General features: G+C 46.9%; 14 protein-coding genes. 10 read left to right on the forward strand and 4 right to left on the reverse strand.

Annotation, left to right across the window (positions count from 1 at the left end):
• Positions 1 to 141 precede the first annotated feature (141 nt).
• Both ADIS_RS04735 and ADIS_RS04740 read left to right on the forward strand, forming a co-directional pair.
• The gene (locus ADIS_RS04735; protein WP_010853207.1) at positions 142 to 909 is read left to right on the forward strand and encodes an NRDE family protein; all 768 of its coding nucleotides are present in this window, start codon (positions 142 to 144) and stop codon (positions 907 to 909) included.
• A gap of 20 nt (positions 910 to 929) precedes the next feature.
• Positions 930 to 1,910, forward strand: coding sequence for a YpdA family putative bacillithiol disulfide reductase (locus tag ADIS_RS04740; RefSeq protein ID WP_035804697.1), 981 nt, complete (start codon positions 930 to 932; stop codon positions 1,908 to 1,910).
• On the opposite strand, the gene ADIS_RS04745 is transcribed toward ADIS_RS04740, so the two are convergent.
• Together ADIS_RS04745 and ade are read right to left on the reverse strand one after the other, a co-directional pair.
• A complete protein-coding gene (locus ADIS_RS04745) occupies positions 1,900 to 3,177 on the reverse strand; it encodes a sensor histidine kinase (protein WP_035804724.1) in 1,278 nt (425 codons plus the stop codon). The two genes, ADIS_RS04740 and ADIS_RS04745, sit on opposite strands and share 11 nt — an antisense overlap.
• 84 nt (positions 3,178 to 3,261) lie before the next feature.
• The gene (ade, locus tag ADIS_RS04750) at positions 3,262 to 4,923 is read right to left on the reverse strand and encodes an adenine deaminase (protein WP_035804699.1); all 1,662 of its coding nucleotides are present in this window, start codon (positions 4,921 to 4,923) and stop codon (positions 3,262 to 3,264) included.
• A gap of 132 nt (positions 4,924 to 5,055) precedes the next feature.
• On the opposite strand from ade, the gene cmk reads away from it, so the two are divergent.
• The 8 genes from cmk to ADIS_RS04790 all read left to right on the forward strand — a co-directional run bounded on the left by cmk (position 5,056) and on the right by ADIS_RS04790 (position 12,144).
• Positions 5,056 to 5,733, forward strand: a complete 678-nt coding sequence (cmk, locus tag ADIS_RS04755; RefSeq protein WP_010853211.1) for a (d)CMP kinase — start codon at positions 5,056 to 5,058, stop codon at positions 5,731 to 5,733.
• 11 nt (positions 5,734 to 5,744) lie between these two features.
• Positions 5,745 to 6,647 carry a 4-hydroxy-3-methylbut-2-enyl diphosphate reductase gene (locus ADIS_RS04760; RefSeq protein WP_010853212.1) on the forward strand — a complete coding sequence of 301 codons (903 nt, stop codon included), beginning with the start codon at positions 5,745 to 5,747 and terminating at the stop codon, positions 6,645 to 6,647.
• A 129-nt stretch (positions 6,648 to 6,776) separates the two neighbouring features.
• Positions 6,777 to 8,141, forward strand: a complete 1,365-nt coding sequence (locus tag ADIS_RS04765) for a Na(+)-translocating NADH-quinone reductase subunit A (RefSeq protein WP_010853213.1) — start codon at positions 6,777 to 6,779, stop codon at positions 8,139 to 8,141.
• 3 nt (positions 8,142 to 8,144) lie between these two features.
• Positions 8,145 to 9,347 (forward strand): NADH:ubiquinone reductase (Na(+)-transporting) subunit B, encoded by a 1,203-nt coding sequence (locus ADIS_RS04770; RefSeq protein ID WP_035804701.1) that lies wholly within the window; start codon positions 8,145 to 8,147, stop codon positions 9,345 to 9,347.
• Positions 9,334 to 10,101: an NADH:ubiquinone reductase (Na(+)-transporting) subunit C gene (gene nqrC, locus ADIS_RS04775; protein ID WP_010853215.1), complete on the forward strand. Its 768-nt coding sequence runs from the start codon at positions 9,334 to 9,336 to the stop codon at positions 10,099 to 10,101. Before ADIS_RS04770 ends, nqrC begins: the two co-directional genes overlap by 14 nt.
• Positions 10,102 to 10,127: 26 nt before the next feature.
• Positions 10,128 to 10,811, forward strand: coding sequence for an NADH:ubiquinone reductase (Na(+)-transporting) subunit D (locus ADIS_RS04780; protein ID WP_010853216.1), 684 nt, complete (start codon positions 10,128 to 10,130; stop codon positions 10,809 to 10,811).
• A 12-nt stretch (positions 10,812 to 10,823) separates the two neighbouring features.
• The gene (nqrE, locus tag ADIS_RS04785; RefSeq protein WP_035804703.1) at positions 10,824 to 11,435 is read left to right on the forward strand and encodes an NADH:ubiquinone reductase (Na(+)-transporting) subunit E; all 612 of its coding nucleotides are present in this window, start codon (positions 10,824 to 10,826) and stop codon (positions 11,433 to 11,435) included.
• 103 nt (positions 11,436 to 11,538) lie between these two features.
• A complete protein-coding gene (locus ADIS_RS04790) occupies positions 11,539 to 12,144 on the forward strand; it encodes a DUF502 domain-containing protein (protein ID WP_010853218.1) in 606 nt (201 codons plus the stop codon).
• Between the two features lie 87 nt (positions 12,145 to 12,231).
• On the opposite strand, the gene trxA is transcribed toward ADIS_RS04790, so the two are convergent.
• Complete coding sequence (gene trxA, locus ADIS_RS04795) at positions 12,232 to 12,555, reverse strand: thioredoxin (RefSeq protein ID WP_010853219.1); 324 nt, start codon at positions 12,553 to 12,555, stop codon at positions 12,232 to 12,234.
• Between the two features lie 90 nt (positions 12,556 to 12,645).
• Positions 12,646 to 16,932 carry a DNA polymerase III subunit alpha gene (gene dnaE / locus ADIS_RS04800; RefSeq protein ID WP_010853220.1) on the reverse strand — a complete coding sequence of 1,429 codons (4,287 nt, stop codon included), beginning with the start codon at positions 16,930 to 16,932 and terminating at the stop codon, positions 12,646 to 12,648.
• Positions 16,933 to 16,943 lie beyond the last annotated feature (11 nt).

Consider the following 16,943-nt stretch of genomic DNA (forward strand, 5'->3'; position numbering starts at 1 on the left):
GTGCAGAACCGGTCGAATGGGAGGGCTTGATTACAGCGGACACGGGGAGGTATTTTATTTGTGGTGTACGTGTTTGAACATCTTTTTGGATGATGGTGTTTTTAGTGGGTTGTAATTTGGGGAATGTAGAAGGAGGATCCAATGTGTCTGATTACGTTTAACTGGGTGGAGCACCCCGTTTATAGGTTGGTGCTGGTGGCCAATAGGGATGAGTATTTCGATCGCCCAACAGACTCCCTGCACCGTTGGGAGTCGGGTTTGTACGCTGGTAGGGACAGGAAGGCCGGGGGGACTTGGCTTGGAATTCACCCAAATGGGAGGTTTGCCGCCCTCACCAATTATAGGGATATCCCGAACGAAGAGGAAGGTAAGAGAAGCAGGGGGGATTTGATACCCGGTTTCATAAGCAGTCCTTTGACGATATCTGGCTATCTGGATTTGCTTCAAACAGAAAAGCATCAGTACAATGGGTTTAGTTTGCTAGTGGTGGAGGGGACGGAAATGTGGTATATCTCCAACTATCAATCGGAGGCAATCCAAGTCACGCCCGGGGTACATGGCCTGAGCAACGCCCTTCTTGACACGCCTTGGGCAAAAGTACAAAGTGCAAAAAAAAGCTTAGAGGGACTGATATCTGCGGAATTTGTAGGGTTAGATGCATTGGGAGGGTTATTGCAGTCGAGGGACTATGCCCCAGAAGCAATGCTTCCGTCGACTGGACTTGATAGACAGTTGGAAAGATCCGTTTCAGCACAATTTATCCGTGTCGAGGATTATTATGGAACCGTTAATACCACAGCTTTATTGTGGAAGCATAGCGGAGAAGTTGAGATAATGGAGCAAAGGTATATTCCGGAATTGGAGAAGAACCGGGTTTCCTTTCAGATGGAGCCGGCCTTGGTGAGTTGAACGTGTCATAATTGCTGAAGATGAATAAATTAGATGTCTTGATCATTGGAGGAGGCCCCATTGGTATCGCCTGTGGCGTGGAAGCCGGTAAAGCAGGCCTGAACTACCTGATCATTGAAAAGGGCGTATTGACCAATTCGATTTTTCACTATCCCTCCAACATGACCTTTTTTTCGACCTCCGAGAAACTGGAAATGGCAGGTATCCCCTTCATGTCGATTGCCAATAAGCCGACTCGCACCGAAGCTTTGGAGTATTACCGGCGAATCGTAAAACACTATGGGCTGAAGATTCATTTGTATGAAGAGGCTACACAGCTTAAAAAGAACCCTGCCGGTGAATTTGAAGTTCAGACCAATAAGGCGTCGTACCTTGCCGACCGGTTGGTAATGGCCACGGGTTTCTACGATTTGCCCAATTCAATGAATGTACCTGGGGAGAATTTACCGAAGGTATCCCATTATTACAAGGAGCCTTGGCCTTATATAGGTCAAAAGGTCATTGTGGTGGGTGGTGGAAACTCTGCGGTGGATGTGGCCCTTGAAACTTGGCGCAAAGGTGCCGAGGTAACCATGGTAGTAATGAAACCGACCATTGACCGAACGGTAAAATACTGGGTGCTTCCTGATATTGAAAATCGTATCAAAGAGGGCTCCATTAAGGCCTATTTCAATTCGAAAATTGACTCCATAGAAGCTGACCATGTTTGGATTGATACTCCCGATGGAAGTGTTCGCCTTCCAAACGATTTTGTCCTTGCGATGACCGGATATAGGCCAAATTTTGCGCTGCTGGATCAGCTTGGCGTAAAGCTCAGTCTGGATGAACATAAAAAACCCTGCTACGATAGTCAAAGTCAGGAATCAAATGTGACCGGCCTGTATTTAGCAGGCGTTGTATGTGGAGGGTTGAATACCAGGGAATTCTTTATTGAGAACACGATTGTCCATGCTTCCTATATCATGGGCGACATATCCCAAAAAAAGAAGGTTAAAGGCTGACAGCGGGCTTTTCCACGGATAGAACGCTTGGGAATCGCAAGGTAAAAACGCTGCCCATTCCTTCCTTGCTCCTTACCTCAATGGAACCTCCCAATTTAACGGCATTTTGGTGGCAAATATGAAGACCCATTCCCGTGCCTTTTTCGTTGGCCGTTCCGTAGGTTGGCTTAATTTCCAGCCGGAACAGATCTTTGATTTTTTCTTCCGATATACCGATTCCATTGTCCTCCACCGAAATCACCACCTCACGATCCTCTCCGGATACTTCGAAGCGAATAATTCCGCCGGAGTGCGTGAACTTGATTGCATTTTGAATGAGATTGCGGACGATCAATAGGATACGGTCGGTTTCTCCGTTTACGATTGGGTTTTTGGCAAATTCTACCAGCAGCGTTACTTGCTTTTGCTTGGCAATGGCCGTCATAATATCCAATGTATCCTTAAACAATCCCTTAAGATCGGTACTTTTGATTCGGTTTCGGGTTTGGTTAAGTTCAAAAGAAGACCATTCGAGTATGTTCTCCATCATGTCGTAGGTACGTTTGGTGTTTTTAAGTAACTCGGAGTGGATGAAGTTCAGATCCTCTGGGGAAAGATCCCCGTCCTGATTGATCAATTCAAGGGTTTGGAGTATCGAGTTTAGGGGGTTTTTGATGTCATGTACAATGATGGCGATGATTTTGTCTTTTTGCTTATTGATTTCGCTTAGATCTCGGTTAAGCAGGGCCAACTCGTTTCTTTTTGCCTCTGCCTCCGCCTTTTGATAGTAGTAGTATTCCTTGATCGTAGCAAGTAGCAGGGTAATTCCGAGCAGGGAACCTGTATAGGTCAGGATGTGATCCAGAAAAAGGTAGTCTTTTGAAATATTGGTTGTGTAAATCCAACCAGGCTGGTAGGTGCCGATGTAAAACAGCGCGATGAAAAGCAGTGTATTAACCGTTGCCCAGCCAACGATCATTTTTCGCGGGGATATACTTATAATCACCACATTGATGAGTAAAAATATATAGGCTGTGGGGCCCAGCACACCGTCGTTAAGGAAGAAGTTAATGGCAATAAGCGGATAGCTGAGGCCACCAAAAAGATAAAGGGAAAGGGTAAATTGATTTTTGATACGTACAAGGTGAAAAATGCCTCCAAGTGGAAGAAGCGTGGCAAATGAAATAATTGTAAGCAGCTGCTGCCCTAGAAAAATGTTCAACAGACCCATGGCTATTAGGTATACGGCAATGATGAAGAGCATGGAGTTGAAAAGCTGCTTTTCCATTACCGAGGTTTTGTGCCAAAAAAACCAAGACCCTATTTTCTCCCTAAATCTATTCCAATCTGCCATTTTTGGGCGGATAACTTTCTAATTCAAGCCTTTGTGTAAAGATACGAATTTAAATGAACTTCCATCAAAAAGCCCCTTATCACTTAACTTTAGCGATGGAATGACCAATAATGCCATAAAACTAAGGGTCATGTAGGGTGATTTAAGGGTAGACCCAAGCACTACTTTGGATTTGTGGTCCAGTTCGGTATATTTTGCGGCGGTCGAGAAGGCATCCTCTGTGTTCATTAACCCGGCCACAGGAAGAGGAAGTACCGTACAGGTTTCTCCATCGAACAGAGAGAGTCCGCCCCGTTCTCGTATGATGGCATTCACCGCCTGCATGATCGCTGCGTCGTTCGTGCCGACGGCAATGATATTATGGGAGTCATGGGCTACGGAGGACGCAATGGCACCTTTTTTTAGGCCAAAATTCCGGATAAAGCCAATGGCTGGAGTGGCTGTTTCATAGCGGTTTGTTACCGCTATTTTCAGAATATCCTTTTCTACGCAGGAGGCCAACAGTCCGTCTGGATTCGGTAGAAAGGCCCATTCCTGCCTAGTGACCAACTGACCGTCTTCGGCTACGATTACCCGGATCTGATCTCCTGCGCTATTGACCCGAAGCGAGTTTTCCGTGATTAATTCGGTATGAAACCGGTTTATGCGGTCGGTCTTTTGGGAGCTGATCAATGTTTTCCCATTGTCCGCTACAAGTACTCCGTTGATGTACGTTTGTTTGACCTTGAAATCCGTAAGGTCGTCTACGACGATAAAATCCGCCGGGTCTCCCTCGCGCAGGGTTCCTACGTCCAATCCGTAATGTTGGATTGGGTTTATACAGGCCGCCCGTAGCACGTCGAATAGCTTCTTGCCCCGTTTGATGGCGCGTGACACCAATTGATCAATATGCCCTTCCAACAAGCTGTCCGGGTGTTTATCGTCTGAGCAGAACATCAAGCTGCCCGGATAGGTATCCATGAGATCAATTAGTGTGTCGAAGTTTTTCGCAGCACTACCTTCCCGAATGGCGATTTTCATCCCAAGCTTGATTTTGTGGGTTGCCTCATCGAGACTGACGCACTCGTGGTCGGTACTAATGCCGGCTTCGATGTAGGCTTTTGCCAGGTCGCCGGTCAGACCGGGCGCATGTCCATCTACCGGTTTTCCGGCTTCTTTTGCCAGCATGATCTTTTCCATCACCTCATTGTCGTGTTTCAATACACCAGGCCAATTCATCATTTCCGCCAAGTACTTGATCCGGTCGTCACCCAGGAGTTGTTTGATTTCTGCGGGCCCAATTGAGGCACCGGCAGTTTCAAAACCAGTGGCCGGAACGCAGGATGGAGCACCGAAATAGAATTTGAAGTTTACAGACTCCCCGTTTTCGATCATGTAGTTCACACCGTCCATGCCACACACATTTGCGATCTCGTGGGGGTCAGATACGGTGGCTACCGTGCCATGTAGAACAGCCAGTCGGGCAAATTCTGAGGGTATAAGGAGGGAAGATTCAATATGGATATGGGCGTCTATTAAGCCGGGGAGAATAAACTGGCTGGGCGCGGCTTCAAGCTTTCTCAAGGCAATGATTTTTCCGCGGTTTACAAGAATCTCAGCTGGGTAAATAAGTTCCCTGTAAATGTCGACATACTGTCCCGATATATTAACGATCTTATCGTCTGTTGCCTTGTTTTCCATAAATTGCGAAATAAAACCCAAGCATCATTAAGAAATAAAAAATTCTAAATGGCCGTAATGTTCCTGTAATCGATATAAAACTACTATATTTGCAGCCAATTACACAATCGACGTCAAAAGCTATTTCCCTTAATGAAAAAAATCATTATCGCTATAGATGGCCTTTCTGGATGCGGAAAAAGTTCCACGGCAAAGTCGGTTGCAAAGGCACTCAACTACGCCTACATCGATTCGGGAGCCATGTATAGAGCGGTTACCCTGTATTTTTTAAACAATCACACCAAATTAAACAATATTGGGGAAATAAGCCAATCCTTGGATCGGGTACATATTGATTTTCACCTGGATGGAAATGATGGCTCCCAACGCATCCTTTTGAACGGTGTCGACGTAGAAGATGAAATTAGGGGGATGTCGGTAACGGAGCGTGTTAGTGATGTAAGTAAAATTAAGGAAGTCAGGCAGGCGTTGGTGGCCAAGCAGCGTATCCTAGGTGCCCGAAAAGGAGTCGTCATGGATGGCAGGGACATTGGAAGCGTGGTTTTCCCGCATGCTGAACTGAAAGTCTTTATGTCCGCAAATTTAGAAGTGCGGGCCGCCCGGCGAATGAAGGAGTTGGCAGACAGGGGACATAGTGCTGATTTGGAGCAAATTCGGGAGAATCTAGCCAAACGGGATTTCTTGGACAGTACCCGCTCGGAGAGTCCCCTCGTGAAGGCCAAAGATGCCGTGGAAATTGATACCAGTGATCTGCACTTCGAAGATCAGGTAGCGAAGATCTTGGAATTGGCGAAAGAACGGATGAACTGAAGGAAAGCAACATGGAAGTAACAATTGATAAGAATTCGGGTTACTGCTTTGGCGTCGAGTATGCCATACAGATGGCTGAGGACGAAATGGAGCATGAAGAGGCTCTCTATTGTCTCGGTGATATTGTGCATAACGACATGGAAGTGAAGCGGCTGAGTGAAAAGGGCCTGAAGGTAATCGACCGTGAGCAATTAAAGTGGTTGTCAGACTGTAAGGTGTTGATAAGGGCCCATGGGGAGCCTCCGGAGACCTACAAGCTGGCCATTGAAAACAATATAGAGTTGATAGATGCTTCTTGTCCAGTGGTACTGAAGCTCCAACACCGCGTCAAAAATGCCTTCGATAAGATGGAAAAAGAACGCGGTCAAATAGTCATTTATGGGAAAAAGGGGCATGCAGAAGTGATCGGTCTCACCGGTCAAACGTTGGAGAAGGCGATTGTGGTCATGGAGGATAAAGATTTGGATAGGATAGATTTCAGCCGTCCGGTCACTTTGTTCAGTCAGACTACTAAAAGCACCAAGGGGTTCTACGCGCTCAAGGACAAGATAGAGGCCCGTATAAGGGAGGAGAAAGGAACGCTTACGGAATTGGATTTCAATGCCAACGACTCCATTTGCCGTCAGGTATCGAATAGAGAACCTCAATTGGCTCATTTTGCAGGAGAGAACGACGTGATTGTTTTCGTTTCCGGTAAAAAGAGTTCAAATGGTAAGGCACTGTTTCAGGTTTGCAAACAGGTGAATCCACGAAGTTATTTTGTGGAAAGCGAGGAGGAGATTGACCCGTCTTGGATAAAGAGTGAGGATAAGGTGGGCATTTGCGGTGCCACCTCTACCCCGATGTGGCTGATGGAACAGGTTAAGTCCTTTATCGTCAGCTTGGATGAAAAGCCGGCTTTCGTTCAGCCATAAACCATGCGCTACACTCCGTAAAGGGACAGTGCAGAAATCAATAAATAGCGGATTTATCTTCTAATAACTGAGGTAATTTATTAGATTTGAGCCGTTTTTCAAAGGATCATGTAGTTTTAAATTTCAAATATGTCAAAACTAGTAAAGCTAAAGAAAGGGTTTGATATTAACCTTGCGGGAAAGGCCGAGAAGAAAGTCGAGGCGTTTCCGATGGTTAAAACCTTCGCTATCAAACCGACTGACTTCCTTGGAATGGAAAGACCAAAGGTGCTTGTCAAGGAAGGGGATACTGTAAAGGCCGGTACCCCCATATTATTTGATAAGAAAATGGAAAAAGTGCAGTTTGTAGCACCCGTTTCCGGCGAAGTGGTCGAAATAAAAAGAGGAGAAAAGAGAAAACTCCTTGAGATAAAGATTTTGGCGGATAGCGAGATCGAATTTGAGTCCTTCGAAAAATTGACCGATGGGGATATTCAGGCTGCCAGCAGGGAGAAGCTCATCGACCACATGACCCAAAGTGGCGTTTGGCCTCAAATAATCCAACGTCCCTTCGGAATTATTGCGAATCCTGCCGATGAGCCCAAAGCAATCTATATTTCTGGTTTTGATAGTCATCCGTTGGCACCGGATTACGAACTTCTCTTCAAGGGACAGGAGAAAGCATTTCAAACGGGTGTCGACGTTTTGAAGAAATTGACAGAAGGAAAAGTCTATTTGGGACTGAAGGCAGAAGGTGCCGTTCCCGCTGCATTCGCTACCGTCAAAGGTGCAGAGGTAAATAAATTTTCCGGACCCCATCCCGCTGGGAATGTGGGTGTTCAGATCCATCACATCGATCCGATCAACAAGGGCGATATTGTTTGGACGGTCAGCCCCTTCGGTGTTGCCCAAATTGGTAAACTTTTCCTAAACGGCATATACGACGCATCCAAGGTGATAGCGCTTACTGGGTCAGAGCTGAAAAAGGCGGCGTATGTCAACACCTATTTAGGAGCCTGCGTAGACAGCTTTGTAGCAGGCAACACCAAATCCGACCATGTTCGAGTCATTTCAGGAAATGTCCTGACGGGGAGTAAGGTGAACGCAGATGGTTACCTTGGCTATTATGACCATCAGATTACGGTGATTCCCGAAGGTGACTATGAAGAGTTCTTGGGATGGATAAAGCCGAGTACCACGAAATTGAGTTTTCATAAGGCAATCGGCATGTTGTCCTTTTTGAATAAAGATAAGGAATACATAGTTGATACCAATACCCACGGAGAGGAGAGGCCGTTTGTAGTGAGCGGTGCTTTCGAGAAGGTTACGCCCATGGATATTCTTCCCACTTATCTGTTCAAGGCAATCCATGCGGAAGATTACGATGAAATGGAGGAATTGGGCATATACGAGTTGGTGGAAGAGGATGTGGCTCTTTGCGAATTTATCGACCCTTCCAAAAATGAAATACAGGCGTTGCTTAGAAGTGGTATCGAGTTATTAATGTATAGTTAAGATATGAAAGTATTACAAAATCTTTTCGACAGTGTTAAGCCGAACTTTATGAAGGGAGGCAAATGGGAAAAGTTCTACACGTTGTATGAGGGGCACCGTACCATTGCGTTTGCACCGGACTTGATCACTGGATCCAAGGGGGCGCAGATAAAGGATGCGACTGACCTGAAGCGGATCATGATTACGGTGGTGATCGCCATGATCCCCGCGTTGATATTCGGGATTCTAAATGTGGGACACCAGCATTTTCTGGTAACCGGTGAGGAGGCCACTTGGCTGGACAAGGCGCTGGTGGGCATGATTGCCGTCTTGCCGATTTTGATTGTTTCCTATGCAGTGGGCCTTTCTACAGAGTTTACCTTTTGCGTAATCAGAAACCACCCCATTAGTGAGGGCTTTTTGGTGACCGGTATGCTGATAGCCTTGGTAATGCCTCCCAATATTCCGTTGTGGCAGGTAGGGCTCGCTACCGTCTTTGCAGTGGTAGTTGGTAAAGAGGTTTTTGGCGGTACAGGTATGAACATCCTCAACGTAGCCATGACGGCGAGGGCGTTCTTGTATTTTGCCTATCCAGCTCAAATTTCCGGTGATCAGGTATGGACCTATCTGGGAGACAAAGCACCCATCGATGGATATTCTGGTGCGACCGCTTTGGCAGTGGCCTACAATGCAGGTATTGACGAAGTAGCCGTTACGGATGCCTTGGCCAAGCATAATTCGGTGCTGGGCGATGGCATGTTTAGCTTTGCCAATATGTTCATGGGTTGGATACCGGGCTCCATCGGAGAGACTTCGGTTTTGATGGCGTTGATCGGTGCGGTGATTCTGATCGGAACAGGTGTGGCAAGTTGGAAGATTATTTTCAGTGGATTTGCAGGCGCGTATGTAATGGGCTTGATATTGAACCTATTTGCAGCCAACCAGTTTATGGCCATGCCTCCTCAGTACCACTGGGTAATGGGCGGCCTGGCATTCGGTGTTGTTTTCATGGCAACAGACCCTGTATCAGCCGCGCAAACTGAAGTAGGAAAATGGATATACGGATTCCTGATCGGTGTTTTGACCGTCATCATCCGAGTCACCAACCCGGCCTATCCGGAAGGTATCATGCTAGCCGTTTTATTCATGAACGTGTTTGCGCCATTGATTGATCATTATGTAGTAAAAGCAAATAAGAAAAGGAGGTTACAACGTGCAACAGTCTAATGCTTATGTGATTACGTTTTCCGTAATCCTAACAATCGTTTTGGGTTTACTACTTTCCGGCACAGCGGAGGTACTGAAGCCGATCCAGAAAAAGGCGGAGGCCTTGGATACCAAGAAACAGATCTTAGGTGCGGTGATTTCAGCAGAGGAAATCCGAAAAATGAAGGCAGAGGAGATCGATGCTTTCTATGAAAGTCATATTACTTCCAAGGTGGTTAACATCAAGGGAGAAGAGGTTTCCGAACAGGATGGAGTAGCCGTTACAGCCGAGTCGGTAGACATAGGCAGGAATTATAAGAAAGCTCCAGAAGACCGATTGTATCCTGTATTTATCTTTCACGAAGAAGGTGATCCGGACGCTGTTCAAGCCTATATCCTACCGGTTTATGGAGCCGGCCTTTGGGATAGCATTTGGGGATACTTGGCACTACAGACGGATCTAACTACCATTGAGGGAGTTACGTTCTCCCATGCAGGAGAGACCCCCGGTCTTGGTGCCCGAATCACCGCCAGAGATGTACAGGGTAGGTTTGAAGGGAAGAAGGTATTTGATGATAGCGGCAACTTGGCTTCTGTTCGTATGCAAAAGGGCGAGGGCAGGGATTATTCCGATGACCCTCACAAGGTTGACGGTTTGTCAGGTGCCACGATCACTGCAGAAGGAGTCAACAAAATGTTGGATGCCTACCTGAGGCATTACAAGGCTTACCTTGACAAGAAAAAGTCCAATGCCGATGCCATGGCGTTAAATTAATCTCAAACGTTTCAATTCAAGATATAATGAGTGCAGAAACCGTAGAAAAAGTAATCGAAAAGAAGGACATCGAGCCTCTTTTGTCGAAGCGAAGGAAGAAATTAATCACGGATCCGCTGGTAGATGACAACCCAATCACCATACAGGTGTTGGGAATCTGTTCCGCGCTTGCCGTTACTACCCAGATGCAGCCAACGCTTGTGATGGCTCTGTCGGTAATATTTGTGATGGTCATGGCGAATTTGACCATCTCATTGCTACGCAATAAAATCCCTACCCGGGTTAGGATCATCGTACAGTTGGCTGTGGTTGCCTCTTTGGTTACCCTGGTGAACGAAATTTTGAAGGCTTTTGCCTTTGACATGTACAAGGAACTTTCGGTATTTGTTGGTTTGATTATTACCAACTGCATCGTAATGGGACGTTTGGAGGCTTATGCCTTAGGCAATAAGCCCTATGATTCCATTTTGGATGGCTTCGGTAGTGCACTGGGATATTCCTGGATCATCTTGGCGGTTGCCTTCTTTAGGGAGCTATGGGGATCTGGTTCTGTTTTTGGCGTTCCTGTGTTTGACGCCATCTCCGGGCTGTTTGGAGAGAATTTTAACTTGGCTACCAACGGATTAATGGTAAGCCCAGTAGGCGCTTTCATCATTTTGGGACTGATTATCTGGGTACAGCGTACCAAGACCGGATATGTAGAACATTAAATTCGAAAGAAAATGGAATTAATTAATCTAGGAATTAAATCGATCTTTATAGATAACATGGTATTTGCCTACTTTTTGGGGATGTGCTCTTTTCTGGCCGTTTCGAAAAAGGTAAGTACTGCGTTGGGTCTTGGTGCTGCCGTAATCTTCGTTTTGACCATCACGGTGCCACTTAACTGGCTATTGAACGAATTTGTGCTGAAAGAAGGTGCGTTGGCGTTTTTAGGATCTGGTTTGGCTTCGGTTGACCTAAGCTTTCTTCGCTTCATCATGTTCATCGCAATCATTGCGGCGATGGTGCAGTTGGTAGAAATGGTAGTGGAAAAATTTGCGCCTGCATTATACGGGGCCTTAGGTATTTTCCTTCCTTTGATCGCCGTGAACTGCGCGATCTTGGGAGGGTCGCTTTTTATGGCACAGCGTGATTATACGCTGGCAGAGGCGGCTGTCTATGGTTTTGGTTCCGGAACCGGGTTCTTTTTAGCGATCGTGGCCTTGGCTGCGATTCGTGAGAAGTTGAAGTATTCAAGTGTTCCAAATGGCCTAAAGGGATTGGGTATTACCATGCTGCTGACCGGGCTTATGGGGATCGCCTTTATGTCGTTTATGGGTATTGACCTTTGATGGAAAAAGTTGAGAGTTATGAGAAGAGGCCCTGTTTGTAGCGAACAGGGCCTTTTTTGGTACAATATTTATGGGAGAGTGATGTATACTAATCAAATCGGCTATGTCTAGTTTTACCTCTAAGCGAATTCTTGGCTATTTTTTTAGGGGCTTGTTGTTTGTGGTTCCCTTTGCCCTTACTGCCTATATCATCATTTTGGCTGTTCAGTTTCTGGACAGTCTTATTCCCATTCCCATACCTGGTTTTGGAATCCTGTTTGTATTCATCATAGTGACGGCAGTTGGCTACATGACCAGCATGTTTTTGACCCGGTCTATTTTTGAGGAACTGGAGAAGATCGTTTTTAAGATTCCCTTGGTCAACATACTTTATACGAGCATCAAGGATCTGATGTCCGCCTTTGTAGGGGACAAGAAGAAATTCAGTACGCCCATTATGGTTAAGTTGTCGGATAATATGCATCGGCTCGGCTTCATGACCCAAGACAGTTTAGAAGTCTTGGATGAACCCGGCCTGGTGTCCGTTTACTTTCCTCACTCGTATAATTTTAGCGGTAACCTTTATTTGGTTCCCAGGGAAAACATACGGGTATTGAAAAATGTCAACAGCACGGAGATCATGAAATTCATTGTGTCTGGAGGGGTTTCCCAGTTGGCCAAAACGCCTGAGGTGCCTACCGCCGAGGGGAGGGATCCAGATCTGTTGTAGGTGCCTTCGTCTTCTATATACCTAAAAAAGCCGCCCATTTGGGCAGCTTTTTTAGGTATAATTTGATTGTGTTGTATCCAGTACGATTTAGGCAAGTTGAGCTTCGATTTTTTGGCTCAAAATGGATTTTGGAACGGCACCGATCTGTTTGTCTACCACTTGACCTCCTTTAAAGATCAACAGGGTAGGAATGCTGCGCACGCCAAATTTCATGGTAACTTCCGGGTTGCTATCCACATCTAATTTGCCGATTACGGCCTTTCCTTCGTATTCACCGGCCAACTCTTCCACGATGGGCCCTATCATCTTACAAGGTCCGCACCACTCAGCCCAAAAATCCACAAGTACAGGATGGTCAGATTTAAGCACATCCTCAAAGTTAGCGTCGGTAATTTCTATTGCTTTTGCCATTTCTGATTAGTTGTCAATTTATTGCAGAATATTTAAAGTATCTATGTAAAACCGTTCTGTAATTAATTAGTTCCGAACGGGCTTTATTTTTTACAGGATCTTATAGGCGACTTCGGGGATGGACTTAAGTGCTTGGATCATTTCATTGGATGGATCTACTGCGAATTTTTTGGACATCAGGTCCAGGGTTATGTTTTCCTGGTTGTCGATGATATTGATGAATAGCTTTGCATCGCCCTGATAGGTGCGGGTTATTTCCTCAAGCTTTTCCATCAAGTCATAGCTAAGGTCATCCAGTGCGATATGAACCCGTATGCCTTTTATCATCTTGCCCCTCAATTCGTTAAGCAAGGAAATGTTGTTTATCTTAAACTCCACCTCTGTCGGTTTGTATTTATTTGGATAGATACTGCCGGTGATGTACAGGAACCAACCTGTCATAAAGTATTCTTTGTACTTGACGTAATCATCGCCGAAAATAAAAAAAGTATGGCCTCCATGGTAATCTTCAAGTGTCAGGGTACCAAAGGGTTTTCCGGTTTTGGTCGTACGGTGGGCAAACGAAGTGACCGCACCGGCCACCTTTATTTCTCCCCTCGATTTGATGGTTTCGAGATTAGTCATTTCGGGCAAATGCGTATTGGTGAAGGCTTCTATTTCGATCTTAAATTGATCCAAGGGATGCCCGGATATATAGAGGCCGACCACCTCTTTTTCGATATTAAGCGCCTGCAATTGACTGAATGGCTCCATGCTCGGGACATTTGGCAGTGGAATGGCCATGCCGCTACTGCCACCAAACAGAGAAACTTGGGCGCTTTCTTCTTCCTGTATGACTTTTTGGGCGTATTTGATGGCCTTCTCGATGAGGGGAAGGTCGCCCTCGGGAGCTTCCAGGTATTGGCGGCGATGATACGTTTTGAAACAATCCAGCCCTCCTGCCATGGCCAGTACTTCCAGCGTCTTTTTGTTCACTGCCCGTAGATTTACCCTTTTTACAAAATCAAAGAAGTCTTTATAGGGCCCGGATTTGGTTCGCTCCTCGATGATAGCGTTGACAGCCGCGCCTCCTGCCCCTTTGATTGCCGCTAGGCCAAACCGTACCTGACCCTCTACATTTACCGTAAATCCGTTGTTGGATTCGTTTACATCCGGGCCGAGTACCTCTATGTTCATCCGTTTACACTCCTCCATGAAAAACGTTACCTGGGTCAGGTCGTTCATGTTGTTGCTTAGGACAGAGGCCATGTACTCTGCGGGGTAATGCGCTTTTAGGTAGGCGGTTTGATAGGCAATCCACGCGTAGCAGGTGGAGTGGGACTTGTTGAATGCATACGATGCAAATGCCTCCCAATCCTTCCAGATTTTTTCCAGCTTGGTTTTGTCGTGGCCTTTTTGGGCTGCCTGTTCGATGAATTTTGGTTTCATCTTGTCCAGGACATCCTTTTGTTTTTTACCCATGGCCTTCCGGAGTACATCCGCTTCGCCTTTGGTAAATCCGGCCAGTTTCTGGGAGAGGAGCATTACCTGCTCCTGGTATACTGTGATTCCGTAAGTCTCCTTCAGGTATTCCTCCATGTCATCGAGGTCATACGTGATGGGTTCCAGGCCGTGTTTTCGTGCGATAAACTTGGGAATGTACTCCAAGGGTCCTGGACGGTAGAGGGCGTTCATGGCGATCAGATCTGCAAAAACCGTGGGCTTGAGTTCCCGCATGTATTTTTGCATGCCCGCAGATTCGTACTGGAAGATCCCGACCGTTTCTCCCCGCTGGAACAGCTCATAGGTTTTTGTGTCGTCGATGGGAAATGCCTCCGGATCCAGCTTGATCCCGTGGCGCTCCTCGACGATCTTTACCGCATCCTTTATTAAGGTCAGTGTTTTCAAACCCAAAAAGTCCATCTTCAACAGACCTGCACTTTCTACCACCGAGTTGTCAAACTGGGTGCATACCATCTCGGAGTCTTTGGCGAGGGCTACCGGGACGTAGTTGGTGATGTCTGCGGGTGTGATGATTACGCCACAGGCATGGATACCGGTATTTCGTACCGAGCCTTCCAAAATCTTGGCCTGATTGACGGTTTTGGAGTTGTCATCCTGGCCCTTGGCAATTCGGACCAGTTCCATGGCCCGCTGTATGTTTTCACTGTTGTTTTTGAGCTTGTCGGAGAGCTTGGCTTGATCCTTCGAAAGATCAAATAGGGCTTTCAACTTCAGGTCCGGTACCAGCTTGGCCAGTCGGTCTGCTTCCGAAAGTGGTAGGTTAAGAACCCTCGCGGTATCGCGAATCGCCGATTTGGCCGCCATGGTGCCATACGTGATGATTTGGGCCACCTGATTGGCCCCGTATTTTTTGATCACATAGTCTATCACCCGCTGCCTGCCCTCATCGTCGAAATCAATATCAATATCGGGTAGGGACACCCGGTCTGGATTAAGGAAACGTTCGAAAAGCAGATCATAGGCGATGGGATCCATGTTGGTGATCCCTACGCAATAGGCCACAGCGGAACCGGCCGCCGATCCGCGCCCCGGCCCTACGGAGACACCCATGTCTCTGGCGGCACGGGTGAAATCCTGGACGATCAAAAAGTAGCCCGGATACCCTGTACGTTCGATGGTTGCCAGTTCAAAGTCCAGTCTCTCCCGGATTTCGGACGTGATTTCCGGATACCTTTTTTTGGCACCCTCGTAGGTAAGGTACCTCAGATAGGCATTTTCGCCCCGCTTGCCGCCGTCCAGTTCATCCTCGGGGTGGATAAATTCTCCGGGGATGTCAAATTTGGGCAATAGTACCTCCCTTGCCAGTTTATACGATTCGATGCTATCCGCAATTTCCTGTGTGCAGGCAATGGCCTCCGGTAGGTCGGCAAACAATTTCTTCATCTCATCCGGCGACTTGACGTAAAACTCATCATTGGGAAAGCCATACCGAAACTCCCGGCCTCTGCGGCCAATGTATTTTTTTGGCTTTTCCACCAATTCCCCATCTTTTACACACAGCAGGATGTCGTGCGCATTTGCATCCATCTTGTTAGTGTAGTACGTGTTGTTTGCTGCAAAGTATTTTACACCGTGTTTTTTGGCAAAATCGAGCAATACCTCATTTACCTTCTCTTCCTCCGGAATCCCGTGTCGGTTCAGCTCTACGTAGAAATTATCCCCAAAGGTTTCTTTCCACCACAGAAAGGCCTCCTCAGCCTGGGCATCGCCCACATTCAAAATCAAGTAGGGGACTTCCCCCCAAAGCCCACCTGTGGTGGCAATTAGGTGGTCTTTATACGTGATCAGCAGGTCTTTGTCGATACGCGGGACGTAGTAGAAACCCTCAATGTTGGCATAGGAAGCCAGTTTGGCGAGGTTGTGGTACCCATCTTTATTTTTTGCCAGCAGCACGGTTTGGAAGCCATCGTCCTTGGAACTTTTGTTTTTTCGGTCTCGGCAGACGTTAAACTCGCACCCCAATATGGGCTTGATGCCATTTGCCAAGGCTTCTTTTACGAAGTTGAAGGCACCCATCATATTACCATGGTCGGTCATGGCAATTGCGGGCATCCCCATTTCCTTGGCCGTGCGGATCAGGGAAGGGATTTCCGAAGTCGCCTGCAAGATCGAAAACTGGGAATGCACGTGCAGGTGCACAAAGGATATGTCCTTCAGGTCGGAAATATCCGCCCTACCTGCCGCCCTCAAAATGTCCTTGGCGGCATCTTTTGTCTTGTCTTCAGCTAGATCAAAATTGGCGATATCCAGGGTGGGGGACTCATATATTACTTCTGAAATTGAAAGTCCTGCCTCCGGAGCAATCACCCCTGCCGTGACCAGTCCAAAAAAACACTTGGCAGTAGCATCCACGTCATAGGCAGCGTCGTGGGCAGACTCGAAGGCTACTCCAAAGAGCTTTTGATGTAATTCGGTTAGCGTGGGCCATTTAAATTTGCCGCCTTTTCCTCCGGGTATGGCACAAAAGTCCGTGGAGAGATCCTTGGTGTCGAGGGTTCTTTTGGAGAGAAAATCCGTCTTTATCCTCTTACGTAGGAACTCCGCACCGGTAACATGGATATCAAAGCCCACGTTGTGGCCTACCAGATAGGTCGCGTTGTCCACATCCTGCTCAAAAAGCGCCAAGACCGTATCCAATGGCTTGCCCTCTTCGTTGGCGCGTTTGGTGGAGATGCCATGTATTTTTTCCGCATTATAGGGAATGGTAAATCCATCGGGTTTTACGATGTGGTTTTGTTGGGATAGGAGCTTACCTTTCTTATCGTGAAGCTGCCAGGCTAACTGCACCAGCCTGGGCCAATTGTCCAGGTCGGTGACGGGTGCATCGAAATTACGTGGCAGGCCGGTGGTTTCCGTGTCAAAAATGATGTACATCTAGATCTCTC

The sequence above is a fragment of the Lunatimonas lonarensis genome (assembly GCF_000390185.1).
GTDB classification, from domain to species: Bacteria; Bacteroidota; Bacteroidia; order Cytophagales; family Cyclobacteriaceae; genus Lunatimonas; species Lunatimonas lonarensis.